The following is a 26,739-nucleotide window of genomic DNA, read 5'->3' on the forward strand; positions in this document are numbered from 1 at the left end:
CTTTTTGAATTAGTAGCGCATGAGCGTTTGTACCCCTTCGACGATGCGGGCGGCGTTCGGCAGCCAATCATCCTCGACCGATGGCACCGGATATGGCGTATCATAGCCGGTGACGCGCACGATCGGCGCCGACAGCGAGAATAAGGCGCGCTCACTGATAAGTGCGGCAATCTCTGCGCCGAATCCGTTCGTTTTCACCGCTTCATGGACGATCATCACCCGTCCCGTCTTTTCGACCGATTGCATAATCGTATCGATATCAAGCGGCTGCAGGCAGCGCAGATCGATCACTTCCGCGTCCACGCCTTGCGCTTTCATTTCTGCGGCGAGTTTCGCGACAAGCGGAACGGTCGCCCCCCATGAAATGATCGTCACATCTTCCCCTTCTTTGACGATGCGCGCTTTGCCGAGCGGAATTTCATACGGCTCCTCCGGCACTTCCATACGGAAGGCGCGGTACAATTTCATCGGCTCTAAAAACAAGACCGGATCTTCATCGCGAATCGCGGCAATCAACAACCCTTTCGCGTCATACGCGTTCGATGGCATGACGACTTTCAGCCCCGGCGAATGCGTAAACAGCGCCTCCAGCGCGTCGGAATGCAATTCCGGCGTGCGCACCCCACCGCCGTACGGACTACGCACGACGATCGGACACGTAAACCGCCCCGCTGAACGGAAACGAATGCGGGCCGCCTGGGCTGCCAGCTGATCCATCGCCTGATAGACAAAGCCGAGGAACTGAATTTCCGCGATTGGGCGGAAGCCGTTGACCGCCAGCCCAATCGATGTGCCGATAATGCCCGATTCGGCAAGCGGCGTATCAAACACGCGCTGATCGCCAAACTGTTCAAGCAAGCCATCGGTGGCACGGAACACGCCGCCGTTGGTGCCGACATCTTCGCCTAAGACGATTACGCGCTCGTCCCGCTCCATTTCTTGGCGCATCGCCTCATTAATTGCTTGAATCATCGTGATTTCCGCCACCTTACTTCACCTCTTTCCGCTGTTTCCGCCGCGCGACTTCTTGTTGCTGCTCTTGTAAGAGCTTGCTTGGCTTACCGTATACGTAGTCAAATATATCGACAAGCGATCCGGTTTCGTTCGCCGTCGCTTCCTCATACGCCGCCGTCACTTCCTCATTCACTTGCGCCACCCATGCTTCCTCTTGCGCTTCCGTCCACAGTCCGCGCTTCTCTAGCAACACCCGCAGGCGGTGAAGCGGATCCTTTTTCCGCTTCCATTGCTCTACTTCTTCGGCATTGCGATATTTCGTCGGATCGTCCGCTGTCGTATGCGGCCCTAAGCGATACGTCAGCGCCTCAATCAGCATCGGGCCTTCGCCGTTGCGCGCTGCCTCCACCGCTTGTTTCATCGTTTTGTACACGGCAAGCGCGTCGTTGCCGTCGACCAGCACGCCTTTCATGCCGTAGGCAAGCGCTTTTTGCGCGATCGTCCGGCTCGCTGTCTGTTTATGCACCGGAACGCTGATCGCATAGTGATTGTTTTGGCAGAAGAAAATGACCGGCACCCGATAGACAGCGGCAAAGTTCAGCGCTTCATGGAAGTCTCCTTCCGATGTCGCACCATCGCCAAAATAACAGACCGATACTTGCGTTTCCCCTTTCAGCTTCGTCGCCCAGGCGCATCCTGTCGCGTGGAGCGTCTGCGCGCCGATAATGATTTGAATCGGAAAAATATTTAAATCATCTGGCATTCTTTTGCCCATGACGCGGCCGCGGACATATTGAAAAATTTGCGCAAGCGGCAGCCCGTGCGCCAAGCAGACGGCGATTTCCCGATAGCTTGGAAAAATCCAGTCATCTTTGCGCAGCGCCATCACGCTGCCGATTTGCGCCGCTTCCTGGCCGCTAAACGGCGCGTATGTACCAATCCGCCCTTGCCGCTGCATTTTTAACATGCGCTCATCGATGACTCTCGCTTTGCGCATCCAGCGGTACAGAGTAACGAGAAACTCATCGGAAAAAGACGCCAGCTCTTGTTCATCCCCATTCCCATTTTCATCAAGCAGCTGCACCATCTCAAATTGCAATTCGTTTTGATCAAACATCGTTTCCTCCCCTTCCGTTTAACGAACATCTAATAACAGCTGTTCCGGATGTTCTAAAATGCGCGCAACCGTCCGCATAAACCGTCCGGCTGGTTCGCCGTCAATGACGCGATGGTCAAACGTCAGCGACATCCCCATCATATCGCGGATCACAATCTCATCCCCGACGACGACCGGTCTGCGCTTAATCGCGTGGACGCCTAAAATCGCTACTTCCGGATAGTTAATGATCGGCGTCGCAAACCAGCCGCCGCCCGCGCCGGTGCTTGTAATCGTAAAGGTGCTTCCTTGCAGCTCATCGATGCGTAGCGTATGGCGATGCGCTTTTTCGGAAAGCTCGGCAATCTCGATCGCCAGCTCGCGAATCGATTTTTGATCCGCATGCTTAATGACAGGAACGACAAGCCCTTCTTTCGTCGCCGTCGCAATGCCGATATGGTACTCTTTCTTTAAAACAATTTCGTTCGTTTCTTCATCCACCATGGCGTTAAAAATCGGATGCTCCTGCAGCGCCCGCGTCACCGCCTTAATGACAAACGGCAAATACGTCAGCTTGATTGATTCCGACTCGAGCTGTTTGGCAAGTACCGTGCGGATTTCCACCAGCTTCGTGACATCGACTTCGTCCATTCCGGTCACATGCGGAGCCGTATAGGCGGACTTCACCATTTTTTCGGCGATTTTTTTGCGCAATCCGCGAATTGGAATGCGTTCTTCTTTCATGGCATCGTCGTTTCGGCCGACCGCCGGCGGTTTGGCAACTTCCAGCGCCGGAGCAGCCGCGGCGGCCGCCGACTCCCGCTCTTTGACATACCGCTCCAAATCGGCGAGCGTCACCCTGCCTCCTTCTCCGCTTCCTTCTACTTCTTCAATCGGAACGCCCATCTCCCGCGCCCGCTTGCGTACGGACGGAGCGGCAATGACCCGTTTTTTCCGCTGCGGCGCAGGCTCCGCGCTCGTCACCACGCCGGCGGTCTCCTGCTGACCGGCACTGCTAGCCTCCTGTTGCTCAACGATAATGAGCGCCTCCCCTACTTTCACCGTCGCGCCTTCCGGTCCGGCGAGCGCCACCACTTTCCCGGCCACCGGCGTTGTTATTTCCACCATCGCCTTATCCGTCTGAATTTCGGCAATCGGCTGATCAGCCGCCACCTCGTCCCCCTCTTGAATCAACCAGCGGATAATCTCCGCTTCATGCAATCCTTCACCGATATCGGGCAGTTTAAATTCATAGCGCATGATTATATCCCCTTCTCCCTTTCTACTATTTCATTGGAAAATAATGTAGTATCATTCTAGAAGCAAGATGATGTGGGCGACACATGGTGCAGATATGCTTTGGGGTTTTGCTAGATGGAAGGAACTTGTTGAAGCAAACGCTTTCATCCATACAGATACTTTTTTAGTAAAATGAAATGGTGTAAATATTCTGAATTTTACTATCTATTGTTTTTATGATAATATACATTTTGTTCCATGTCAATATAGATAGAAAAGACATTTTTCGTGCCAAAGCGTGCGGACTGCGGCGAATCTATTTTTATTGTAAAATAGCTTACCGATAAGGAGGAAACCGATGCGCTTTACTCGCGTTCACCATATCGCCATTATTTGTTCCGACTATGAACGGTCGAAACATTTTTATGCGAACATTCTCGGATTCCGCGTCATTCACGAACAGTATCGAGAGGAACGCCGTTCGTACAAACTGGATTTGCAAGTCGGCGACCATACGCAAATCGAGCTGTTTTCCTTTGAGCACCCGCCGAAGCGGCCAAGCTATCCGGAAGCGTGCGGGTTGCGCCATCTCGCTTTGGAAGTCGAAAATATCAAGGAGGCAGCCGCCTATTTGCATACGCATGGCATCGAGACGGAGCCAATCCGTGTCGACCCGATTACGGGGAAGCGGTTCACGTTTTTTTGCGATCCGGATGAATTGCCGATTGAGCTGTATGAGCGGTAAAATAGGGTAGTTACGATAAACTAAGGAGGAGCCACGATGATTCGATTTGCCACCATCGGTACGAACTGGATTACAGAGGCATTTATTGAAGCAGCTAGAGAAATAGAAGATTTCGCCTTCGCCGCCGTATATTCACGGACGGAGGAGAAGGCGCGGGAATTTGCGCAAAAAACGGGGGCAGCGCGCACGTTTACCGATCTAGAGGAACTGGCGAAAAGCGAGGAGATCGACGCCGTCTATATCGCCAGCCCGAATTCCCTGCACGCCGAGCAGGCGATTTTCCTCATGAACCACGGCAAACATGTGCTGTGCGAAAAACCGCTCGCATCGAACCAGAAAGAAGTCGAGGCGATGATCGAGGCGGCACGGCGCAACGGCGTTGTGTTGATGGAAGCGATGAAAACGACGCTGCTTCCGAACTTTCAGGCGATCCGCCAGCATTTACATAAACTTGGCAAAATCCGCCGCTATTTTGCGAGCTACTGCCAATATTCGTCACGCTATGACGCGTATAAACAAGGCACCGTATTAAATGCGTTCAACCCTGCCTTTTCCAACGGCGCGTTAATGGATATCGGCGTCTATTGCATTTATCCGATGGTCGTCTTGTTTGGAAAACCAAACCGCCTGCAAGCCAGCAGCTTGAAGCTCGAATCAGGCGTGGATGGCGAAGGGACGATTATCTTTACTTATGAGGAGATGGACGCCGTCGTCATGTACTCGAAAATTACGAACTCCTATCTGCCTGCAGAAATTCAAGGAGAAGACGGAAGCATGCTCATCGATGCGATCCACACGCCGACGAAAGTGGAAATCCGCTACCGCGACGGACGTATAGAAGACATTACCGTTCCGCAAGAGAAACATCCGATGTATTATGAAGCGAAAGAATTTATCGAGCTGATCAAAAACGGAAAACACGAATCTGAAGTCAATTCGCATGAGCATTCGTTGTTGACGATTGCCTTGATGGAAGAAGCCCGCAAACAAACAGGAATCGTGTTTCCTGCTGACCAATAAAAACAGCTTCCTGCACATTCGCAGGAAGCTTTCTCATTTCTTCTGCCAATTGGCGCTCTGCTCGTCCGCCTGTTTGGCGACAAACATCATGCTCATGATCACAAGCATGACAAGCGATCCGACAAACATTCCAGCGATGAACGAAATCATTGGCGACCTCTCCCTTTTCTCGCAAACTTGCTATTCCCATTCTTCCCTTTTCGGTCGAAAAACATACTCGGGAGAGCGTTTCCTATTAAAATACGTCGTGTTTCACCGAATCATGCCTCTTTTTCGTCCAACGCGTATAAAGAAAAACGCCAATAACGGCCAAAAGCGCGCCGCACGAGTCAATCACCACGTCCTTCGGCGTAGCGGTACGCCCCGGCTCAAACGATTGATGCCATTCATCCGTCATCGCATACACTGTGGCAAACAGCCAGGCGCCGACATACGCCGTCCGCTTCGGCGCCAGCGCCCGCCAGACAAGCACCGCCAATATGCCAAATTCGGTCAAATGGGCCAGCTTCCGCACAATAAAATTCAACAAAGACGGTCCTTCCTTTTCACCACCGCCAAACGGCAAGTACGACAGGATCATATGTAAAATGCGTTTTGTATTCTCTCCAGTAAAAAAAGAAAATTCGCTAAAGCAGTAAATGGCGATGCACCAAACGATGACCGGGACCCAGCGTTGTATATTTGTCTTCATTTTTGTCACCTAACTTCTGTTTCTTATCCTTGCGCTGCACACCTTTTTATTGTACACGAATAGTTACGCTTTTTCCCGCAAAAACCGTTTCACCTCTTCCTCCGTCGGCATGCCGCCCTGGGCGCCAAGCTTCGTGACCGATAGTGCCGCCGCCGCGTTGGCAAACCGGCACGCTTCCTCCAGCTTCATTCCTTTGCTTAGCGCAACGGCGAGCGCGCCGTTAAACGTATCGCCCGCTCCTGTCGTATCGACGACCGGAACGCGGAAACCCGGAATAAGCATTGGTTTCCCATCTTTTTGAATGGTCACCCCGCGCGCCCCTTCGGTAACGATCACTTTATCGGCAAACGCTGCAGCGTCGATATGTTCGAAAATAACGTTTCGCTCATGCTCATTTGGCGTAAGAAAATCCACTTTCTCCACTAACTCCCGTGGCAGCGGCTGCGCCGGCGCCGGGTTTAAAATGACGCGGACACGATGTTTTTTCGCAAGCGAAACCGCCCTTTGGACTACAGGCATTGGAATTTCCAGCTGGAGCACACAGGCATCGCTGTTGGCAATGACCGACTCGCAGCGGTCGATATCTTCTGGAAGAAGTGAGTGGTTCGCCCCTGGAACGACAATAATGCGGTTATCCTGTTCGGAAATGGTAATAGATGCAATGCCCGTTCCATGATCGGGGACTTTTTTTATGTGATCTATATTCACTCCTTCCCGCTCTAAAGCGCGGACTAACTCGTTGCCGAACGCATCCGCCCCGACCGCGCCAATCATATGCACCTCTGCGCCAAGTCGTGCGGCCGCCACCGCTTGGTTGGCGCCTTTTCCGCCCGGGATGAGGTGGAATTCCTCACCTAAAATCGTTTCTCCTTGCGCCGGAAAGCGAGAGGCGATGGTGACAAGGTCCATATTGATGCTGCCGATGACGGTAATGACTGGGGTTGTCATATTATAATTCCTCCCTCATTTCTTATCTTCCACGTTTTCTAGTGCAATACGATGAATTCTATCTACGAACAGGTTACCATAAACAGAGACTTATATGTTTTTATGTATATTATCGGCGGCCAACTGATTCACGAAGATTAGCGCAGAAAACTCACGTCTTTAGTCGTTAGGTAGGGGACTCTCTAAACAGAAGCACGACCGGCCGCATCGACAACTACCGTTCCTTAAAAGTGGGCATCAATCGTCCAATGATTAAGCAATAAAAAGGAGACATGAACCTTCTTATGTCTCATCAAAGTTCATGTCTCCTCCATACTTTTTCACAATGCTACGGTCGACTTGTCTACATGGATGTGATGCCCGCCGAAACAACAACCGCTTTTTACAGGTTTATGTTTCGTATTAATTGATCCAAAATAGACACTACAACTGCGAAAAAAAGTTCATTCTCCCTACATCACGCTTTTTTCCGTGTCAACGCTGACAGAGCGGGTCGGAATCCAGCTTACGACCACCGTGACAACGATATTCACAATCAACGCGATAATTCCCACATTCAGATCTTGCACCACCTGTGGCAAGGAAGGGAACAACGTGCCGATGCTGCTGCCGGATAATGTAATATAGGCAACTGTCGCAACCCCAGCGATAATACCGGCAAACGCTCCTTGTTTCGTCACAAAATTGTTTTTCATCAGGCTGAGCACAAACGACGGGAACAACTGCGTCACGAGGCTATATCCCATGAGAAGTAGAGCAACGATCGTATTTCCGCCGCGGAACGTGAAATATAACGAAACTAACGCAATGACAGGGACGAGATATTTCGCTAGTTTCGCGACCTGCTCGTCGGTAGCGGAAGGAGAAAACACTTTATAGACGTTTTTCGCGAGCAGCGTCGACGCCGTCATTAAAATCATCGAACCCGGGACCATCGCCGTCAACAGCCCCGCTGCACCGATCAGCCCGACGACCCAAGGGTCAAACGTTTGAATGGACAAGCGCAATAATGCCAGATCGGCATCGGAGCCTTCCAAATGCGGAATTTGCAAAATCGCCGCAAAGCCGACAAAAAAGACAAATAGCAGCACTAACTGATAAAGAGGCAAAATCATCGCATTTTTCCGAAAAACGTTGGCGCTTTTCGCTGAATAAATCGAACCGAACGTATGCGGCCACATATAAAAACCAAGCACTGTTAACAGCACAGTGGAAATAAACCAAGACACGCTCATGCCTTTGTCCGGCAATACGAGAAACCCTGGTTTTGCTTGTTCAATCGCTTCAAACATCGGCTGAATTCCGCCGTAATAATGGAATGGAAGATAAAGACCTAAAAAGACCGCGACAACAAGAATCATAATATCTTTCACTACCGCTGTCCACGCCGAGCCGTGGATGCCCGAAATCATCACGTACACTGTAACGGAAAGAACGCCGATCCATATCGCCGCCGTCGACGAAATCGTGCCGTATGAAGCTTGAGAAACGATAATGCCCAACCCTTTTAACTGCAGCACCAAATACGGAATAAGCGCGACCACCCCGACTAGGGAAACGAGCACCCCTAACAGCGGGCTGTTGTATTTGCTAACGAAAAAGTCAGATTGGGACATAAGCTGATGCTCTTTCGCATATTTCCATACTTTTGGAAGCATCCAATATGACAGCACATACGCCAAGCAGCCATAGGCGATAATGTAAAACGTCGGCCCCCCTTTGCCGTAAGCCCAACCGCTTCCACCTAAAAAAGTAAATGTCGTATAAATTTCGCCGGCCATGAGAAGAAAGACAAAGATCGTGCCAAACCCGCGGCCGCCGACCGTCCACTGTTCCAAGTTCATATCTTTTCCTTTGCGCGCTTGCACCCCTAAATAGAGGGAAAGCAACAGGAAAGCGAAAATAATCACCAATGCCGCATTCATGCACGTTCCTCCTCCCGCACTTCCGGATCAAAGCGGTAGACAATCGCCATGATGATGGAAGTCATGATCACCCAAGCGACAAGCCAAAAAAGAATAAACGGCATGCCAAGCACATATGGAGTCACTTTATTGGCAAACGGGATGCCGCCAAGTATGCCAAGAAACGGAAGCACCATCAGCCAGCGAATTCCTTTCATCCTTATTTCCTCCCTCATGGAATAATAGGAAGCGGAAGCTTTTACGGGGCTTCCGCCAATAATTTAAATGCCGCATGGACAAACAGGCGCACGCCAATTTCTAACGCATCTTCATCGATCGTAAAGCGTGGATGGTGATGCGGATAGATGATGCCTTTTTCTTTGTTTCCCGCGCCGACATAGAAGAAACTTCCCGGCGCTTTTTGCATGAAGGCAGAAAAGTCTTCGCCACCCATATTCGGCTTTATATGGTCAATCGCTTCCTCGCCAAGCACTTCGCGCACCGTTTCTTCAATCACGCGGGTAACCTCGTCGTTGTTAATGACCGGACGGTAGCCGTATTCAAATTTAAATTCATACGTCGCGCCGTGCGCTTCGGTAATGCCTTTAATAATCCGTTCCATTAATTTCGGCACGTTTTCCCTTAGTGTTTTATCAAAACTGCGCACCGTCCCTTGAATTTCGACGCTTCCCGGAATGACGTTATGCGTCGTGCCCGCGACAAATTGCGTTACCGACACGACCAGCGGCTCGAGCGGATCGACATTGCGCGAAACGATATACTGCAAATTGGTTACCACTTGAGCACCGATCGCAATCGCGTCAATCGTTTGATGCGGCATCGCCGCGTGTCCGCCTTTGCCATGGATGCGGATGAAAAAGCGGTCTGGCGATGCCATCATCGGCCCATACACAATGCCGATTTTGCCGCGCTCAAGCGGAGACCAAAGATGGGTGCCGATCACGACATCGACGCCGTCCATGACACCGGCCTGCACCATTTCTTCAGCGCCGCCTGGATGTAATTCTTCGGCGTGTTGGAAAAGAAAACGGACTTCCCCTTTGATTTGATCGCGCAGTTTGGAAAGAATTTTCGCCGTTCCCAATAGCATTGCCGTATGTCCGTCATGTCCGCAAGCATGCATTACGCCTGGGTTTTTCGAGGCAAACTCAAACGTGTTTTCCTCTTGGATCGGAAGCGCGTCCATATCGGCGCGTATCGCTACCACTCTCCCCGGCTGATGCCCGATCAGCCGCGCCATCACGCTCGTTTTGGTCGGCCGCGAAAGTTCTAAATTGCCAAATGATTGCAACGTGTCATACACGAATTGTGCCGTTTTTTCTTCCTGAAACGACAGCTCTGGATTCGCGTGCAAATGGCGGCGCCAGGCAATCACTTCTTCTCTCACTTCATCGACAAGCCGTTTGATTTCTTCGTTCGTCATGCTTTCATCCTCCTTGCATTTTATTCATCCATCGCCAAACGAAGCACCGTATGATACAAAACGTTCGCACCTGCCGCGCAATCTTCCTTCGTGCTCCATTCATCCGGGCTATGGCTGACCCCGTCTTGCGAGCGGACGAAAATCATTCCGATCGGACAGAGCTTGGCAAGCTGCACGCCGTCGTGCGCAGCGCCGCTCGGAAGGGTAAACACATCGAACCCAAGCGTTTGACACGCCGCTTTGGCGGCGTTTTGCACCAGTTCCGAACATAATACCGGCGGCATTTCTTGCAGCCGTTCGGTCGTGACGCGGACATTCCGCTCCTTGGCGATGTGTTGCGCCCGTTCCGTCACCGATTGCAAAACGCGATCGCGCACCGCTGCGTCCAAATCCCGCAAATCGAGAACAAATTCGACCCGCTCCGGAATGATGTTAATGCCGCCCGGAAAGACGTGCAGCTGTCCAACGGTGCCGACAGTCGTTCCCGTTTTTTTCGCCTCTTGCTCGATCACTTCAATGATCTGCGCTGCCGCCACAAGCGGATCACGGCGCAGCGGCATCGGCGTCGCTCCTGCATGTTCCGCTTTTCCTTCGACCGTAAATTTGACCCAAACGAGTCCGGCAATGCCAGTGACGATGCCAACTGGAAGATTCGCTTCTTCAAGCACCCGTCCTTGTTCAATATGTAGCTCGACATAGGCTTTGACCGATCCTGGTTTTCGCGCTGCCTTACTGATGCCATGCGGATTCAGCCCCGCTTCTTGCATCGCTTCGGCGATGGACACACCATTTGCATCCTGATAATATAGCGCTTCTGCTGACAACGTCCCCGCCATAGCACGGCTGCCGATCATCCCGAAGCGAAAGCGTGCCCCTTCTTCGTCGGTAAATGCGACAACCTCAATCGGATGCTTCGTGTTCACCCCATTTTCATTCATCGTCTGCACTACTTCCACGGCGGCCAGTACGCCAAGCGGACCGTCAAATATGCCACCGTTGTACACCGAATCAAGATGAGAGCCGACAAGCACGACCGGCGCGTCTTTGTCTTTCCCTTCTTTCCGCCCGATCAAGTTTCCGGCCGCATCTTCATAGACAAAAAGCCCCGCCTCTTTCATATAAGAAGCAACCTTTTCTTTTGCCGCGCGCTCCTCTTTTGTAAACGACAAACGCGTAATCCCGCCCGTCGGCTGCCGGCCAATTTCCCCTAATTCCATGAGCCGCTGCCAAAGCCGTTCTTCCTGAATCACGGCATTCTCCTCCCTTCACCATGAGTGCTATTTACGGATGAATTTCGGTTATGTCCCTAATTATAATGCAATTATGGTAATTTTTAAATAATTTTGTTTATTAAAAATAATATTAAAAAATATCATGAACCATGATGTTTATCTTCTCCATTAAAATCAGTAAAAAAGCTGGTTCCACATCGTTCAAAAACGATATGGAACCAGCCTCACCGACATCATAAAAAAATACGATATACTTTCCGCGGCCGTCCGCGCGGATACGGATTCGTTTCGCCAATCACGTCAGCGATGCCCGCATCCTCGAGTTCCTTTAAAATCCGGCGCGCGCTGCGCGGCAAGATTTGCATATAGGCCGCCAGTTCATGTGCCTGAATCTCATTTTTCCCCAGTTTCCGTAAAATGGCGCGCAACTTGCTTAGAGTGGCGACGCTCAAATTCGTTTGTTGACTAAGCTGCTGCAGCTCCTCGCTGTCTAACGAATAACGTATCCGTTCGGCGCGCCCTAACGGACCGGCGATCGTCCCATCGTCAAAGACGACCATCCAGGAGCCCCTTCCGTATTTTTTTGCGTGCAGAAACGCTTTTCCGGCGTGAATCTCAGCCTCATATGCCGTCCTTCCGATGCCGATGCCGCACGTCACGATCTCATCATGGATGTGTTCCATTTCATCTGCGGCCGGAACAGTTTTGTAGTGGTCTGTCATCTCTTTTAACGCGCCTCTCGTCGTAAAAATGACATACCGCCCAGGCCCCGCGCTTTTTAGCGACCCTTGGATTTTTTTCGCATATTGAAGCAGTTTTTCCGTCACTTTCATTTCCATTTTGTAAATTTCATCTGTCGAGAACGCTTCCATGGTGAGCGAGGACAAAGAATCCACTTCCATCATCTGCACGGCGATTTGCGCATCTTGAATGTCGAGCATTTCACCCGTGCGAATGATCATCTGCACGACCGACTCGACGGTGGCACGAGCCGGCAGCACCCGATACACCGGAACACCAAGCTTTTCTAATTCCAGATGAGCCGTCCGCAAGCAGGTTACCGCTGCTTTTATTTTTCCTTGTTTCCACAATGTATAATGATACTCCGCCAACTCTTCAGCGGAAATCTCGCCTTGATAGTGCTTCACATACGAGACAGGCTCCCGAATCCCAACCTCTTCAAGCAGCCGTTCGATTTCCGATGGATGGTACGTATCAAAGCTTAGCTGATGAACCGGAATTTGCCGCTCGTAATAAGCCTGCAAGAGCGTCCGGTATAGGCTCGCTCCTGTATGCGGGACGTAAAACAGCGGTACATCGACCTCGCCTGATTCCTTGACAATCGAATACGGAACTTGTCCGGAAAACAGCCACATATCGACTTGCGGGATTAACGGGCGAATGAGATCCATAATTTCGCTTTCATCCCAATATACAATCGGGATGCAGTGAAGTTCCTTATACTCCCCCGCAATGGCTTGAATAATATCTAACGAATCGTCTGCCCCCAATATTCCTAGCCGGATGCGAATCGTTTGTCCCTCCCCTTGTTTGTAGCATGCTTGCCTATGATAGCAACATCGTCCCCTTTCCCGCAAACTACATTGTTTTTCCTCATGATGGCCTTTTTCTTACTCTTTTATTCTATCAAAATCATCTCGTCCCTAGCGGCAAAAAGCGAAAATAAGGCAGGCCAGCAAGGACTTTTCCCTTTACCGCTCATCTGTTTCCACCAACACAGAACTTTCCGCTGCGCCCACCTGCTTCCGCCCGATCGATTCGTAGAGGATTCCCGCCTTGCGGGCATTTTCAAGGTCATAGCAATTCCGTCCATCCAGAACAAGCGGCGTTTTCATTAACGCAGCATATTGGCGCAGGTCAAATTGCTGAATCTCTGGCCATTCCGTAAAAATGAAGCATAACTCAGCGTCCGCAATCGCTTCTTCGATCGTCGCGCAATACGTCAAATCCTCGGCAAAGACGCGCTTTACGTTGTCCATCCCAACCGGGTCCCATACCCTCACGTTAGCGCCTTCTTCGAGCAGCACCGCAATATTGGCAAGGGAAGGAGCTTCCCTTATATCATCTGTCCCCGGCTTAAACGTCAGTCCGAGCACCGCTGCTTCCCGCCCATGAAAATCGCCGACATACGTTCTCGCCTTTTCTATTAATTTAAGCTTTTGCTTTTCATTCACTTCGATCGCGGCCTGTACCGTTTTCAGCTCATAGCCGCAGCGCTTTGCAAGGTAACGCAGCGCTTTCGTATCTTTTGGAAAACACGAACCGCCGTAGCCGATCCCCGCGCGCAAAAAGCGGTGGCCAATCCGCGGATCCATCCCCATTCCTTCGGCGACCGATTCAATATCGGCGCCAACAATTTCACATAAATTGGCAATGTCATTGATATACGAGATTTTTAATGCCAAAAAGACGTTGGAAGCGTATTTAATCATTTCTGCGCTTTTCCGGTCCGTCACCACATACGGAAGCGCAAACGGGTCGTACACTTTCCTCATTACCTTCTCGGCATAGGGCGATTCGACTCCTAACACGATCCTCGACGTATATAACGTATCGTGGACCGCCGTTCCTTGCGATAAAAACTCAGGATTAGCGACAACCTCGATATGCACGGGGTGTTTGCGATGTTTATCGATCCAGTGCGCCACTTCATCGCTCGTACCGACGGGAACGGTAGATTTTACCGCCACCACACAGTCTTTTTCCGCCGCTTCGGCAATTTGCCGCGCCACTTCCCACACATAGCGCAAATTCACCGCTCCATCCGCCTCTTCCGGAGTACCAACAGCGATGATGATGACGTCTGCCTGCCGATACGCCGCCGCATAATCGGTCGTAAACAACAGCCGCCCACGATTTTTTCTTACTAACTCCTCCAAACCAGGCTCATAGATCGGAGACATTCCGCGCTGAAGCATTATCACTTTTTCAACATCGACATCCATGCATGCCACCCTGTGCCCCATTTCCGCCAGACACGCGGCTGTGACTAGTCCTACATATCCTACACCCGCTACGGCAATATCCATATTCGATCACACCTTTGATGGTTTACTCCGCTCGCAAATGCGCTTCATGGCAGAAGAAATCATGGCATACGGCCGTCCATAACCCATCATTTCTGCCAAACGCCCGCATTTGTTTACGATCGTTCTCATTTTCATATAATATTATTATAACTGATCACGCCCCTCCTTTGCATTTTCCGCGATTGTGGATGCGGGCGCCGCCGATCTTTCACATGAAATTCCATATGAGAGATCCAAGGAAATGTTCTTTTTCTAAAAAAATTCAGCCTCCCGCTGAAACTCGTTCAGCAGGAGGCTTTTCTATTTACTTTGCCCTTTCGGCCGCGCCATTTTCAAGCAGAGGCAATAGTATTCCGCTTTAAAATCAGCTCAATGATAACAAAGAGTCCACCTTCTCCATATATGTATAGATCGCCTTGGCAACCCCATTTTCATCATTCGTATCAGTGATCATATTACATACGGATTTAATTTTCTCGTTTGCATTTCCCATTGCCACACGATATTTTACTTTTTCAAACATGGATAAGTCATTGATGCTGTCACCAATTGCCATTGCATGGTCTAACGAAAGCCCACGGAATTGTGAAAACGTTTCTAAAGCAATCCCTTTGGAAGTTTGCCGGCTGTGAATCTCCAAGTTATACTCGCCGGAAGAAACAATGGTTAAATGTTGGTTAGATTGAAATTGGTGCAAAAACGTTTCTAATTTATCCCTTTCAAAAGAAAACGCCAGCACATTCAAAAATGGACGTTTTTCCAAAAACAAGTCGTTCACGTTTTCTATAAATACATAGCCTTCTTGGCCGAATTGTCTTTTAGCAATCTCCTTAAGCTCATTCGCATTCATCGCTGGATTGTGATGTTTCACCTTATCTAGCTCTTCCATCAGAAGATTTCTAGCATGTTTCGGAGTAAAAATTGCTTTATCAGTAAATACTTCATAGTAATATTGATGTTGATCAAGCCATTCAACCAGCTCTTTTACCACATTTTCCTCAATAGGTACTTGCAAAAGGCAGTTTCCTTCTTTTGTATGAATGGTCGAACCGTTCGTACCGATTACTGGTGCGGAAAGCCCAGCCTTTTTTAGAATAGATTGAACGTCAAAATAAGCTCTTCCTGTAGCGATCACCACTTCCATTCCTTTTTGTTGTGCATATTCAATCGCTTTTATGTTTTCTTCACTAATTTCGTTACGATTATTTAATACGGTTCCATCTAAATCAAGTGCAATGAGAGACATAACCAATCTCCTTTTTCTTGTATGTTCAATTTCTAATCAATGTTTATACGAAACTCTTATTCAGCAGTAATCCAAGTAATTTCTTTTAATTGCGGTATATGTTCCCATTCTTTCGGTAAAGGATGGTCACAGACAATCACATCCAAATCTTCTAATGGACACACTTTACAAAAACTATTCACTCCAAACTTTGAGTAGTCTGCGAGTAAAATCGTCTCTTTTGATACTTGAATCATCGTTTGCGTAACAAGTGTTTCATGTAAGTCATAGTCACTCACTCCGTAATGAAGCGAGACACCACCCGCTGAAATAAAAGCTTTATCAATATGGAACTGCTCAAGCATTTTTTCTGCTAAACGTCCGCTAATCGACTGTTGCTTCGGATTTACAATGCCTCCTAATAATAAAACCTCTCCTGTAAACTGATGCTGGTTAAGGGCATCTGTAAGCACATGAGCCACAGGCAGCGAATTCGTTAAAATGGTGATATTTTCTTTGTTTTTAATCGCTCTTGCCAACTCCAATGTTGTCGTCCCGACATCAATGACAATCGTATCGCCATCCGAAATTAGCTCGGCTGCCTTTTTCCCGATTTTCATTTTTGTTTCTTGATTGACACTTTTGCGTTGAATAAAAGGAGGCTCCTCCGCTTCATACGACTTTCTTATGGCTCCCCCATAAACCCGCTTTAAAAACCCTTTTTTCTCAAGGATATCCAAATCTCTTCGAATCGTTTCTGTTGATACTTGAAATCGTCTCGCTAAATCGATCACCTTTACTTTTCCAGTACGCTTTAACTCATTTAAAATTTCGTTTTTTCGCTCTTCAGACAACATTCCCATCTACTCCTCTTTTTCATAACACAATACATTCTGATTTTGGAATCGAAATATAAACATGGCTTCCAGGGTGGAATACATGACGTTGTTGGTGTAAATGGTCTACTCGCAATGTGATATCTTCTGCTTGAATATCATATCTTAATACGTTTCCGGTCATCCATATGTCTTGTATGGTTCCTTTAATGATCCAGTGATCCTCCGAGAAAAGGGAAGGATGATCGTCTTCTAAAATCTCAATCACTTCAGGACGAATCGCCACTTGACTTCCTGGAAATGGAATATTTTCTTGAATCAATCGTTGAAATTTTTCCATCGGCAGAACGTTATAGTTTCCAATAAAGTTAGCAACAAACGGACTGTTTGGAGATGTGTAGATTTCAGAAGGAATGCCCGCTTGAACGATCCGTCCTTCGTTCATAATATAAATGGTGTCCGACATCGTCATTGCTTCTTCTTGATCATGGGTGACGAAAATAGTCGTAATTTTTAGTTCTCTTTGAATTCGCTTCAATTCAGCTTGTAAGTTTTTACGAATTTTCGCATCTAACGCACTTAACGGTTCATCTAATAACAACACTTTCGGTTCCATCACTAAGCTGCGAGCCAGAGCCACCCGTTGTTGTTGCCCGCCAGATAATTGATGCGGATAGTAATCTTCTTTTCCATTCAAATTCACTAAATCAATCATTTGTTTGACTTTTGATTGAATATTGTTGTCTGTTTCTTTTTTCATTTTAAGACCAAAGGAAATATTTTCAAAAACAGTCATATTAGGAAATAAAGCGTATGATTGAAACACCATTCCTACTTCTCTTTTTCGTGGGGATAAATGAGTAATATCTTTTCCATCAAGAATGATATTTCCTGAATCGATGTCGACAAGTCCCGCAATCGCACGTAATAATGTACTTTTTCCACATCCGCTTTGTCCGAGTAATGTAGCGAATTCTCCTTTTTCTAATGACAATGAAATATCATTTAGCACGACATGATCATCATAACGTTTAAAAACGCGATCGATTGTTAAAAAACTCATGTGTTTTCCCCCTCTATACCAGCATTGTTCGTCTTTTTTTAATGTTGTTTTTTCTTCATTCGTAGAATTACCCACGTAATGAGCAAAATAAAAGAATAATAGGTAATGACCACCGCACTGGCTAGATGACCGCTTTGATTTAATTGTTGATATAAATAAATTTGGATTGTTTCATATCGTCCCCCGACAAGAAGATTGGCAAAGGCAAATTCTCCAAATAACATCGCAATAGATAATAACGTAGAAACTAAGATTCCAGACATAATATTCGGTAAAACGACTTTCCTGAAAGCTTGAAACTTCGTGGCGCCGAGCAATTCAGCCGCGTGAACGAGCTCCTTGGCGTTGACAGTGCGCATGCTGTTTCGAATGCCTTGATACATAAACGGCATCATAATCACAAAATAAGCGCCGATCAAAATCCATGGCGTTCCGGAAATAGGGACCGGACCTGAAGAGTATAGTTTGATTAAACCAACGGCACCGACAACCGGCGGAATGCCATATGGAAGCATGGCGATTCCTTGAAGCAGCCGTTCCCATTTGCCGAAATAAACCGTAACAATAAAAATCGTTGGGACCATCAATACGACACTTATTCCAACAGATCCAGCAATCAGAAAAAGGGTTCGCTCCAAGGCTAGAAAAAACCGCTCATCTTGAAATAGCTCACTATACCATTTCAATGTAAATGTTTCGGGCAACATGGTGTGATCCCACTTCCCTGCCAATGAAAAAAGGAGGGTGGCAAAGAGAGGAATGAGCAAATAAATAATCACAATTCCTACAATCCATCTATGAATAGCCATCGAAGATTTCACTTTAAATCTCTCCTTACTTGTCGCATCATCCGCTCGTTTAACCACATTGCTCCCAACATGGTTACTACCAACAACACACTGAGTGCACTGGCTAATTGAGGATTTAACGTAACATCGCTGGCAACTAATGATGCGATTTGAATCGACAGTAAGTTATAGTTGCTTCCCACTAACGAATAAGCAGTGGCGTAAGCTCCCATGGCATTGGCAAATAAAATACTAAATGTACCAACAATACTCGGCAGCAACACAGGTATGCCTATATATCTCCAAAAAGCGAATTTGGATGCCCCTAATAACGAAGCGGCTTCCAGCCACTGCTTCTGAATCCCTTTATAAGCAGGAAACAAAAGCATAATAGCCAAAGGAATTTGGAAATAAATATAGACAAGGATTAATCCCGTCCATGAATAAAGGTTAAATTTAGAAAATACATCCCAGCCAAGTTTTGCAAATAACAAAGTAAATAACCCGTTATTCCCCAACAAAATAATGTACGAAAACGACAATGGAATTCCCTCAAAGTTCGACGTCATATTCGCAATCATTAATAGGCGGTCTTGCACCTTGCGTGGGAACTTTGTAAACGAATATGCAGCTACGGTCGCTGCAATAATCGAGGCAACCGCAGAGAATAAGGAGATCATCACGCTGTTTCGAACAGCCTGTAAATAGAATTTGCTCTTAAAGACGGTTACATATTGGCTCCATGAAAAGCTTTGGCCATCATCAGAAAGAAAACTGCTTTGTATAATCCCCAATAAGGGACCAAGCTCAAAGGACAGAACAAGCACGATAAATGGAAGCAGCAAAGCCAACAAATATAATTGTTGATTTTTCTGTTTTCTCATGTTTTTCGCTCCTTCTACATGCTCCATAACAGCAGAATCGATCTGGCAAATTTGCCAGATCGACTCAAATATATATAATAATTAGGAGGGTAACGTGTTTTTGCGATCGTTGCTTCTTTAATGGGCAACGGTCGTTTTTTCTTTGAATCCCGGCAAACGATAAGAAATCATATTCTCTGAAGGCTGGATCCCAAGCAGCTGACAAACAAGCGGGGCTACTGCTAGCTGAGGGACCACCTCATCATAAATGCCTGGGGTCACTTTTGAACTGATCACGAATAATGGAACATCTCTTTCCCCGTCTGTAGTGCCGCCATGGTTTCCTGTTTCACTCATTCCGTGATCAGATGTAATGACAATATGGTAACCTTCCTTCATCCATGTTGGTAAAAGCTGCGCTAACAAACTGCCGACTTTTAAAACTTGTTCACGATATTCTTTGGATTCCGAACCGTACATTTCTCCTTTTAAATCGACTCCCATTGGGTGAATGTATAAGAAATGAGGGTCATATTTTAAACGCAACGATTCCGCATCCACCAATAAGTGTGAATCTGGATAGTCATCTTCCCAATAAAAGATTCCGTATGGAATTGGTTTTGTTTCATCCGCTTGATAACGGTCCTCGATGAAATGAAACGGAGCGCGATTATATAGTTCACTGACCCAATAATAAGCTGCCGCAGCGCTTTTTAATCCATTTTCTTTGGCAAGATGAAACACACTTTTCTGATTAGAAAGCCGAACAGTTTGATTCGTTGTAATACCATTGATCGATGAAGGTGTGCCTGTTAACAATACTTCATATAGGGGACGCGAAAGACTTGGAAGTTCGGATTTTACTTTATAAAGAGCAGCCTGGTTCGTTTCGACAAGATGCTGTAAAAAACCGAAACATTCACAAGCTTTGTCATATCGTAAGCCGTCCACCACGACTTCAATCACTTTATTTAACATAAATTTGCACCTCTTCTTGCCATTTCCGCGGCAGTTCTTTCGCTGTTTGTTCCCAGACAGAATAATCTTTAATCGGTTTTGCATTTTTGTACTGTTCTTTCGGAATCAGTTTGGCTGCCACTTCTTTAGGAAGTTTGACATCTCGGATTGGACGTGCGTACCCTTTCGCCAAGTTAATTTGTCCCTCATCGCTTAATATGTATTCTCTTGTTAACATGGCGGCATGAGGATGTTTCGCATACTTGTTGATAATTGTTGCATAACCACTCACAACGGAACCTTCTTTAGGAATGGTAATGTCAAAACGACTACGGCCGATCTTCTCCGCATAGCCAATGGCGTTAAAATCCCACAGGATCGCCACGTCTACTTCTCCTTTTTCAAGCAATGGGAGAATATCCGTGCTAGATTGCTGCAGGCGTCCTTGCTTTGCCAATTTTGCAAAGAAATCAATCCCTGGTTGAATGTTCCCTTCATCTCCGCCGTGTCCAATCGCCGCAGCCAACACAGCCATTTGACTTTGTGCAGCTCGTTGTACGTCACCAACTTGTACCTTATAATCCCCTTTTAACAAATCTTCCCATGATTTAGGAGGATTATGAACCCGCTCCTTATTCGTTAAAAATGCAATGGTTCCTTGATATCCAACTACCCAGTCACCATTATCATCTTTTGCCCAGCTTGGAATCTCATCCCAATAAGATGTTTTATACGGAAGAGTGATTCCTTTTTTCTCTGCGATTGGAGCGAAGGCAATACCTACATCCCCAATATCAGCGGTTGCATTTTCTTTTTCCGCTTCCATTTTTGCGATTTCTTCGGCACTCGACATATCGGTATCTGTATGCTTCAGTCCATACTTAGCGCTAATTTCTTCCCATGTTTCCTTCCAGTTTGCCCAGCTGTCCGGCATTCCGACACTATTTACTTCTCCTTCTTCTTTTGCTTTTTTCGTAATTTCTTCTAGTGTTAAGTTGTCCGTTTTTACTGCTTTCGATGATTCTGTTGCTGTTCCTGAAGAACCGCACGCACTTAATCCTACTAAACTAGCTCCTAAGATTGCTGCTGCAATAGACTTCTTCCATTGACGCTTCCACGCCTCACTCATCAGATAGCCTCCTTTGTTTTTTGTGACTTTATTTTGTTTTTTGTTGCATTTTCAATTTCTATTCTATTAACCATTTATTAATCCCACATCAATCCAAGGTTAAATGTTTGTAAAAGAAACATTCATCATACCCTGGAAAAATAAAGAGTGCCCTGACAAAAAAAATAAAACAAGGAGAAACATCTTCTTCCAGTTTGGAAGGTTTCTTGTTTAGGCATAACCATTCATTACTTAGAGGTAAGGAAGCGGAAAACCATTGGATGAAACGATGGAGACATAAATGAGATCAAAGTGGATAAGCTCATTATTTCAGAATTCGGCAAAAGAAAAAAGCATTACCACAAGCACATATCTCACGAAGGAAACTGCTTTGGTAATGCTGTAATCGAATGATTTCATTGCTCTAAAAGCATTTATATCTCTTATTTCGATTTTTGTTCCATGCTTTTTTCTCTGTTTTTCCTTCTTCTCTCACCATTTTTTTGAAGATCATATGAAATCTTCATGGAACAAAACTTTGGTACGCACATGCGACGGAGGCCAGCCCCCCTTTAACCTAGAATAAATCCATAAAATCGGGGAGAGCTGATTATTCGCCCCCTCTTTTCATCATCTTTTCATCAGAACTAGAAACCATTTAACGTCCCAAACGCAATAGCGGATTGGTAATATGTTTTACTAATTGCTCCGCGCTTTCTTGAAGCTGTTCGTCCGTTAAGTTTCTTACACCGTAAACAATAAATGATGGCAAGAAATGCATGCCTGTTAAATTGGCCATGGCTTGAAGAGGACGTGTAATTTCACTCATTGAATAGTGGTTATATCCGCCTGCTTGATAAGCAGTTTCAGGTCCTCCCGTTGAAATGGCAAGAACAAATTCTTTTCCATGAAGTTTATTTCCTTCTGAGCCGTATGCCCAACCATAGGTTAACACTACATCTTGCCACTGCTTTAATAACGCAGGCGTGCTGTACCAATAGAGCGGGAACTGAAAAACAATGCGATCATGCTCAAGTAATAACTGTTGCTCTTTTTCCACATCAATGTTCCAATCAGGATATGCCGCATATAAATTATGAACGGTTATATTTTCTTCTTGAGCAAGGCGATTCATCCATGTTTTGTTTACGCGAGATTGTTCCAAATTAGGATGGGCAACAATGACTAATACTTTCATTCACAGTCCTTCCTTTCATCATCTTTAATCGATTGTTTGTACATACAAATATTATCATTTGTTTGCACATACAATCAATTGGTTAAAAAAATTTTACTTTTCTAATTCATTGCACGCTTCATCTATTTCGCTAGTTAATTTCACACCACGTTCCTCGCCAAGAATTTCTGAATAACGAACATACAAATTATTCCAGCATCTTTTTATTTCTTCCTGTATCGCCAATCCCTTTTCCGTCGGATAAATGAGCGTGAGCTTCCCCTCATTTTTTCTTTGCACAAGCCCTTTCATTTCTAATTTTTCCACAAAGCGCGTACTTGTTGACGGAGCAATATGGAGAATTTCGCTTAACTCTTTTTGCGTTATTCCCGGCTTATCTTTTACTGCCATTAATAAAAACGCATATGTCGGTGAAAGCCCAAGCGGCGCAAACTCTTCTTCCGCCATTTTATTCATAATTCTTGCTAGGCGATTCGCCGTAAAATAAAGACATTGACAAAAATATTCATTCACAACCATCCACTCCAACATGTAAATAATTGTATATACAAATTACAAAAACAAAAAACATTTGTCAACCCTGCATGATATGGAGCATTTACCGTTCTGCAGAAAGGATGGAAGGCATTAACCTAAAAAATAGACATATGTCCAGTACAATAGACAAACGCGGAGCATATCATACAATTGAATGAAAAACGTCAATGATGAGAAAGGAAGTTTACCCATGCATTATTATTACCCTACTCCTTATCAAATGCCCTATTATCCACAACAGCAAATGGGGGCCTATCCACAATATCAGCAATTTCCGCAATATCAGCAATTTCCGCAATATCCACAATCCGAGATGATCGCACACCAGCAAATAAAACAACCTTTGTATCCTCAGCTAAAAGACCAAACACTCAACACGATTGCTCCTTTTGTTCAATACGGCTTGAAGGAAGCAAAGGATACCTCGTTTGCACACGCTCTGCAAGAAGTCGCGGCGATGACTTATTTAATCGGTAAAGGATTTGACCCGCAAACGGCTTATGCGATCGTTGAATCTTGGGAATTGAACGAAACATTTTATTAATGAACCAAAGCTAGAGGAAGAGATCCCGCTCTTCCTCTAGTAATATTTTATGAACAAAGAAAGCGATCCAATTCTTTTAACATTCCCTCAAGATGATCGACGAATGGCGAATGATCTGTATGAGGTAATATCACAAATTTGAAAATAGAGTAAAAAGGGGCTCCCCTTTATCGTTTTAACGTGATAGGGGAGCCCCCTTAATGAAGCAATCGTTTGAATCTGGAAAACAGCCACCATATCAAAAGCAGATGATACGCCGTACCGCCTAGCCAATAGCCCCAAAACTTTACACTATCTTCCGCCAATGCTAAGACGGATTCAGATATCCAATACGTTGGCGCCATTAAACCGAGCAAGCGCCATTTGGCTGCAAAGAAATACAATACAATCGGCGGCAGTAATATGAAATTCAACATTTTTGCAACCGCCAAGCCCTCTAAGCGATTGGAGGCAAAGGATAGCATTGCAAGCGCCATCAGCGGCGTTTCTAATACGCTGGTGATAATGAGCAGAAAAACTTCCCAACGATGAAGCGTCGGAGCAGGAAATACAATTACAAGTAAAATAGAAAAAACAAACGCCATTGATAATGGCAAGCCCATGCGAAATGCTATATATCGCCCTCTCCCCAGCGGTGTAACGGCAAAATACATAACAAGCGATTCATCCCGTTCCTCTAACATCAGGAGACCAAGCATCATTCCGACCGTGATTGGCGTTATCAATAGAAAAATGCTAAACAAATATGGAAGATGTGGTGTGATCGCAAATGGTGTTACTAATTCGAGCCAAGGCAATCCTTTGGCGATCACCAACATGAACGATAATGGCAAAATGCCTGCCATCAGCAATATCGGATCGCGAAGCAGCTGTCTACGGTCCAGCGAAAGCCAAGCATGCCACATCATCTCCCCTCCCCTACTTGCATCAAGTACCGCTCACATGCCCTGTATGCCAACTGATACGCCATTGCTAACCATAGACCCAAGTTTATTCCAATCGCTGCTCCTTCCATCCATGATAGTGATTCTAAACGGATCGATAACAGACAAAGCGCGGCGGCTGTTGGCAAAACAGAGGCGAACGGGATAGAAACCAAATGAAAATACGTCAACAATGGCAATAGCAATACGATCATGACAAACGAAGCTTGAATGAAAAATATATTGACGGTTCTCGCCCGAACAGCAAGCGCCAAGCCAAACAGCGACATAATGACCGCAATCGCATACAATCCAATACTCCCCAGCCAGGTCATCCCGCTAATCCCAAAGGAACCGGCCATCACCGCCTCACCGGATACAAACCCAAGAAATGCAAGTGTCAACGCTTTTGACCAAATGTAATGTCGCAAACGAATCGGAGTGACAAATAACGGATCAAGCACCCCCTGACTCCGTTCGAGCAACACTCCAGCGCCAATAATAAAAAATCCTACGGCTGCCGGATCCATGAGAACAATTACTGGAGCTGCATACTTTCGCACATCCAGCGGCATCCATCGCAGGATCCATATATAAAACAAGCTGACAAATACATAAACGATGTAAAAACCATGCCGCGCCTGAAAGCGAACGTCTTGCTTGATTAACTGCCACATCATGCGACTTCTCTCCCTGTAACGCGCACAAAAATGTCTTCTAGCGTCGCTTCTTTCGTATGCATCGTTACAATTTCCTTTTCCCGGAGCAGTTGGAAAAACGCTTCGTTATTCCCTAATCCCGCCTGAACAAACTCTGCCGTTTTCATTTCCCCATTATCTAAATACGTCACTTGCACGACTGGCTCCCCCATTTTCACTTTTAGCGCTTGCGGTGAATCAATCAGCACAATCTCGCCATCCACCATAAATGCGACACGATCGCAGACGCTTTCGGCAAATGCCATATCATGGGTCGTAATCAAAATGGTCTTTCCCGCTTCTTTCTGTTTGCGCAAAAAGGCTTTTATTTTTGTGATGTTTACTGGATCGAGCCCAGATGTCGGTTCGTCTAAAAACACGATCGATGGGCGATGCAAAAACGCGCGGCAAAAATTTAAACGCATCTTCATCCCCTTCGAAAAATCACCGACCCTTTGATGCATCGCCTCTTTCAATCCTACCGCCTCCAGCAAGGTTTCCATATCTTCGGATTCGCAGCGATAAAGTGAACGGAAAAACGCTAAATTCTCATAAGCCGTCATTTTTACGTAAAAATTGGGCATTTCAAAGGCAACACCAATCGTCTCTGCATATTCGCGCCCCAGTAACGCCAATTCTTTCCCATTCACTTTGATGCTGCCTTCATATCCTTTCAAAAGTCCGATCAGAATTTTTTGCGTCGTGCTTTTGCCTGCGCCCGACGGCCCAAGCAATCCGAAGATTTCACCTCGATTGACATGAAAGTCCAATCCTTTTAATGTCGGTTGCGCTTGTTTCGGATACGTATATGTTAGCTGCCTGACTTCGATCACTTTATAATCAGCCCCTTCGCCAGACATTTCGCCTGAAGCAATACCGCTTCGTCAAACTTTTCCCCAATCTCATCCCGGAACAAAAGCTGCATAAAGAAACTGCGAATCACCGCAACGATGGTACGAGGATCTTCTTTTAGCATAACGCCTTCGTCTTGCCACTGTTCAATAAGAGGTACCAGTACATTTTCGTCCTCCGTTGTATGTCGTTCGGCATATTCTGGCGGCAATTTGCGCATTAACCATTCATACTCTTTCCGGTCAATCATTAGACGTAAAATCGGTTCTTGCTCGATCGACTTTACCGCTTGCATGAGCATCTCGGCAAATCGATCTTGCGTTAACGGCCTTACCGTCCACTCAGCCAATAACACCTCTTTTAATTTTTGTTCTTCCATTCGAAATACTTCATAAAACAACGCTTCTTTGGAGGGAAAAAATAAGTAAAATGCTCCTTGTGAAATGCCAGCAGCTTCTGTCAATGCGGCAACGCTTGTTTTTTGGATGCCGTATTGACGAAACATCGTTTTTGCTGCTTCTAGCAACGCCTGACGTATCGCTTCTTTCTCATCCTCACGAAACTTACGAGGCATGGAATCATTCCCTTCTTTATGTTTATATGAATATTTTTATTTTATATTCACAAAAAACACAGAAAAAATCAAGCTGCTTTTTATAATTCTTATGAACCAAATGGTATTCTATATCGACATAAGCAAGAATGCTTACGTCGCCTGAAAGAACAAACGTCGGAGAAAAATATTTTCATAGTCAAAAAAATTGAACACAAACTATTATTCCGCAAAAAGCAGAATTTTCAAGTTTAACTTATATAGTTGCACT

The 26,739-nt window shown here is 46.3% G+C and carries 28 protein-coding genes; 3 read left to right on the forward strand and 25 right to left on the reverse strand.

Annotated features, from left to right (window positions below; translation table 11 throughout):
* Positions 1 to 9: 9 nt before the first annotated feature.
* Genes AC1WMD_RS15510 through AC1WMD_RS15520 form a run of 3 tightly spaced genes read right to left on the reverse strand, consistent with a single transcriptional unit; the run spans position 10 to position 3,310 of the window.
* Complete coding sequence (locus AC1WMD_RS15510) at positions 10 to 987, reverse strand: alpha-ketoacid dehydrogenase subunit beta (RefSeq protein WP_043906146.1); 978 nt, start codon at positions 985 to 987, stop codon at positions 10 to 12.
* Between the two features lies 1 nt (position 988).
* Positions 989 to 2,071 carry a pyruvate dehydrogenase (acetyl-transferring) E1 component subunit alpha gene (pdhA, locus tag AC1WMD_RS15515; RefSeq protein ID WP_494257903.1) on the reverse strand — a complete coding sequence of 361 codons (1,083 nt, stop codon included), beginning with the start codon at positions 2,069 to 2,071 and terminating at the stop codon, positions 989 to 991.
* 18 nt (positions 2,072 to 2,089) lie between these two features.
* Positions 2,090 to 3,310: a dihydrolipoamide acetyltransferase family protein gene (locus AC1WMD_RS15520; protein WP_494257904.1), complete on the reverse strand. Its 1,221-nt coding sequence runs from the start codon at positions 3,308 to 3,310 to the stop codon at positions 2,090 to 2,092.
* 337 nt (positions 3,311 to 3,647) lie between these two features.
* On the opposite strand from AC1WMD_RS15520, the gene gloA2 reads away from it, so the two are divergent.
* Positions 3,648 to 4,034 (forward strand): SMU1112c/YaeR family gloxylase I-like metalloprotein, encoded by a 387-nt coding sequence (gene gloA2 / locus AC1WMD_RS15525; RefSeq protein WP_494257905.1) that lies wholly within the window; start codon positions 3,648 to 3,650, stop codon positions 4,032 to 4,034.
* A 36-nt stretch (positions 4,035 to 4,070) separates the two neighbouring features.
* Positions 4,071 to 5,054 carry a Gfo/Idh/MocA family protein gene (locus AC1WMD_RS15530; protein ID WP_494257906.1) on the forward strand — a complete coding sequence of 328 codons (984 nt, stop codon included), beginning with the start codon at positions 4,071 to 4,073 and terminating at the stop codon, positions 5,052 to 5,054.
* A gap of 33 nt (positions 5,055 to 5,087) precedes the next feature.
* On the opposite strand, the gene AC1WMD_RS15535 is transcribed toward AC1WMD_RS15530, so the two are convergent.
* The 18 genes from AC1WMD_RS15535 to AC1WMD_RS15620 form a co-directional block, all read right to left on the reverse strand.
* Positions 5,088 to 5,204: a DUF3789 domain-containing protein gene (locus AC1WMD_RS15535; protein WP_221927913.1), complete on the reverse strand. Its 117-nt coding sequence runs from the start codon at positions 5,202 to 5,204 to the stop codon at positions 5,088 to 5,090.
* 85 nt (positions 5,205 to 5,289) lie between these two features.
* The gene (locus AC1WMD_RS15540) at positions 5,290 to 5,745 is read right to left on the reverse strand and encodes a VanZ family protein (RefSeq protein WP_494257907.1); all 456 of its coding nucleotides are present in this window, start codon (positions 5,743 to 5,745) and stop codon (positions 5,290 to 5,292) included.
* A 63-nt stretch (positions 5,746 to 5,808) separates the two neighbouring features.
* Positions 5,809 to 6,693 (reverse strand): ribokinase, encoded by an 885-nt coding sequence (gene rbsK / locus AC1WMD_RS15545; RefSeq protein WP_494257908.1) that lies wholly within the window; start codon positions 6,691 to 6,693, stop codon positions 5,809 to 5,811.
* Positions 6,694 to 7,145: 452 nt separating this feature from the next.
* Positions 7,146 to 8,618: a sodium:solute symporter family protein gene (locus AC1WMD_RS15550; RefSeq protein ID WP_494257909.1), complete on the reverse strand. Its 1,473-nt coding sequence runs from the start codon at positions 8,616 to 8,618 to the stop codon at positions 7,146 to 7,148.
* On the reverse strand, positions 8,615 to 8,815 hold the full coding sequence (locus AC1WMD_RS15555; RefSeq protein ID WP_494257910.1) for a DUF3311 domain-containing protein: 201 nt from the start codon (positions 8,813 to 8,815) through the stop codon (positions 8,615 to 8,617). Before AC1WMD_RS15555 ends, AC1WMD_RS15550 begins: the two co-directional genes overlap by 4 nt.
* A gap of 41 nt (positions 8,816 to 8,856) precedes the next feature.
* Entirely contained in the window at positions 8,857 to 10,041 is a 1,185-nt protein-coding gene (locus tag AC1WMD_RS15560; RefSeq protein ID WP_494257911.1) for a M20 family metallopeptidase, read from the reverse strand.
* Between the two features lie 20 nt (positions 10,042 to 10,061).
* The gene (locus tag AC1WMD_RS15565; protein WP_494257912.1) at positions 10,062 to 11,291 is read right to left on the reverse strand and encodes a Zn-dependent hydrolase; all 1,230 of its coding nucleotides are present in this window, start codon (positions 11,289 to 11,291) and stop codon (positions 10,062 to 10,064) included.
* A gap of 215 nt (positions 11,292 to 11,506) precedes the next feature.
* Entirely contained in the window at positions 11,507 to 12,805 is a 1,299-nt protein-coding gene (locus AC1WMD_RS15570) for an ArsR family transcriptional regulator (RefSeq protein WP_494257948.1), read from the reverse strand.
* 180 nt (positions 12,806 to 12,985) lie between these two features.
* Positions 12,986 to 14,323, reverse strand: coding sequence for a UDP-glucose dehydrogenase family protein (locus AC1WMD_RS15575; RefSeq protein ID WP_494257913.1), 1,338 nt, complete (start codon positions 14,321 to 14,323; stop codon positions 12,986 to 12,988).
* A 364-nt stretch (positions 14,324 to 14,687) separates the two neighbouring features.
* The gene (locus tag AC1WMD_RS15580) at positions 14,688 to 15,569 is read right to left on the reverse strand and encodes a Cof-type HAD-IIB family hydrolase (RefSeq protein WP_043906160.1); all 882 of its coding nucleotides are present in this window, start codon (positions 15,567 to 15,569) and stop codon (positions 14,688 to 14,690) included.
* Positions 15,570 to 15,625: 56 nt separating this feature from the next.
* Positions 15,626 to 16,411: a DeoR/GlpR family DNA-binding transcription regulator gene (locus AC1WMD_RS15585; RefSeq protein ID WP_043906161.1), complete on the reverse strand. Its 786-nt coding sequence runs from the start codon at positions 16,409 to 16,411 to the stop codon at positions 15,626 to 15,628.
* A 13-nt stretch (positions 16,412 to 16,424) separates the two neighbouring features.
* Complete coding sequence (locus AC1WMD_RS15590; RefSeq protein ID WP_494257914.1) at positions 16,425 to 17,447, reverse strand: ABC transporter ATP-binding protein; 1,023 nt, start codon at positions 17,445 to 17,447, stop codon at positions 16,425 to 16,427.
* Positions 17,448 to 17,485: 38 nt separating this feature from the next.
* The gene (locus tag AC1WMD_RS15595) at positions 17,486 to 18,268 is read right to left on the reverse strand and encodes an ABC transporter permease (RefSeq protein WP_043906163.1); all 783 of its coding nucleotides are present in this window, start codon (positions 18,266 to 18,268) and stop codon (positions 17,486 to 17,488) included.
* Positions 18,265 to 19,119, reverse strand: coding sequence for an ABC transporter permease (locus tag AC1WMD_RS15600; RefSeq protein ID WP_494257915.1), 855 nt, complete (start codon positions 19,117 to 19,119; stop codon positions 18,265 to 18,267). The genes AC1WMD_RS15595 and AC1WMD_RS15600 overlap by 4 nt, the downstream gene beginning before the upstream one ends.
* Positions 19,120 to 19,236: 117 nt before the next feature.
* Positions 19,237 to 20,076 carry an alkaline phosphatase family protein gene (locus AC1WMD_RS15605; RefSeq protein WP_043906165.1) on the reverse strand — a complete coding sequence of 280 codons (840 nt, stop codon included), beginning with the start codon at positions 20,074 to 20,076 and terminating at the stop codon, positions 19,237 to 19,239.
* Complete coding sequence (locus AC1WMD_RS15610) at positions 20,066 to 21,184, reverse strand: ABC transporter substrate-binding protein (RefSeq protein ID WP_043906166.1); 1,119 nt, start codon at positions 21,182 to 21,184, stop codon at positions 20,066 to 20,068. The genes AC1WMD_RS15605 and AC1WMD_RS15610 overlap by 11 nt, the downstream gene beginning before the upstream one ends.
* A 637-nt stretch (positions 21,185 to 21,821) precedes the next feature.
* Positions 21,822 to 22,361 carry an NAD(P)H-dependent oxidoreductase gene (locus tag AC1WMD_RS15615; protein WP_494257916.1) on the reverse strand — a complete coding sequence of 180 codons (540 nt, stop codon included), beginning with the start codon at positions 22,359 to 22,361 and terminating at the stop codon, positions 21,822 to 21,824.
* A 93-nt stretch (positions 22,362 to 22,454) separates the two neighbouring features.
* The gene (locus AC1WMD_RS15620; RefSeq protein WP_494257917.1) at positions 22,455 to 22,880 is read right to left on the reverse strand and encodes a MarR family winged helix-turn-helix transcriptional regulator; all 426 of its coding nucleotides are present in this window, start codon (positions 22,878 to 22,880) and stop codon (positions 22,455 to 22,457) included.
* Between the two features lie 208 nt (positions 22,881 to 23,088).
* Here AC1WMD_RS15620 and AC1WMD_RS15625 point away from each other — a divergent pair, with 208 nt between their 5' ends.
* A complete protein-coding gene (locus AC1WMD_RS15625) occupies positions 23,089 to 23,442 on the forward strand; it encodes a hypothetical protein (RefSeq protein ID WP_494257918.1) in 354 nt (117 codons plus the stop codon).
* 197 nt (positions 23,443 to 23,639) lie between these two features.
* On the opposite strand, the gene AC1WMD_RS15630 is transcribed toward AC1WMD_RS15625, so the two are convergent.
* The 4 genes from AC1WMD_RS15630 to AC1WMD_RS15645 are packed head-to-tail and all read right to left on the reverse strand — an operon-like array spanning position 23,640 to position 26,489.
* Positions 23,640 to 24,350 carry an Rv2686c family ABC transporter permease subunit gene (locus AC1WMD_RS15630; protein ID WP_494257919.1) on the reverse strand — a complete coding sequence of 237 codons (711 nt, stop codon included), beginning with the start codon at positions 24,348 to 24,350 and terminating at the stop codon, positions 23,640 to 23,642.
* Positions 24,347 to 25,045, reverse strand: a complete 699-nt coding sequence (locus tag AC1WMD_RS15635) for a fluoroquinolone export ABC transporter permease subunit (protein ID WP_494257920.1) — start codon at positions 25,043 to 25,045, stop codon at positions 24,347 to 24,349. The genes AC1WMD_RS15630 and AC1WMD_RS15635 overlap by 4 nt, the downstream gene beginning before the upstream one ends.
* Positions 25,042 to 25,896 (reverse strand): ABC transporter ATP-binding protein, encoded by an 855-nt coding sequence (locus AC1WMD_RS15640; RefSeq protein ID WP_043906171.1) that lies wholly within the window; start codon positions 25,894 to 25,896, stop codon positions 25,042 to 25,044. Before AC1WMD_RS15640 ends, AC1WMD_RS15635 begins: the two co-directional genes overlap by 4 nt.
* Positions 25,893 to 26,489 carry a TetR/AcrR family transcriptional regulator gene (locus tag AC1WMD_RS15645; protein ID WP_043906172.1) on the reverse strand — a complete coding sequence of 199 codons (597 nt, stop codon included), beginning with the start codon at positions 26,487 to 26,489 and terminating at the stop codon, positions 25,893 to 25,895. The genes AC1WMD_RS15640 and AC1WMD_RS15645 overlap by 4 nt, the downstream gene beginning before the upstream one ends.
* Positions 26,490 to 26,739 lie beyond the last annotated feature (250 nt).

The sequence above is a fragment of the Parageobacillus sp. NEAU-HV-2 genome (assembly GCF_059115485.1).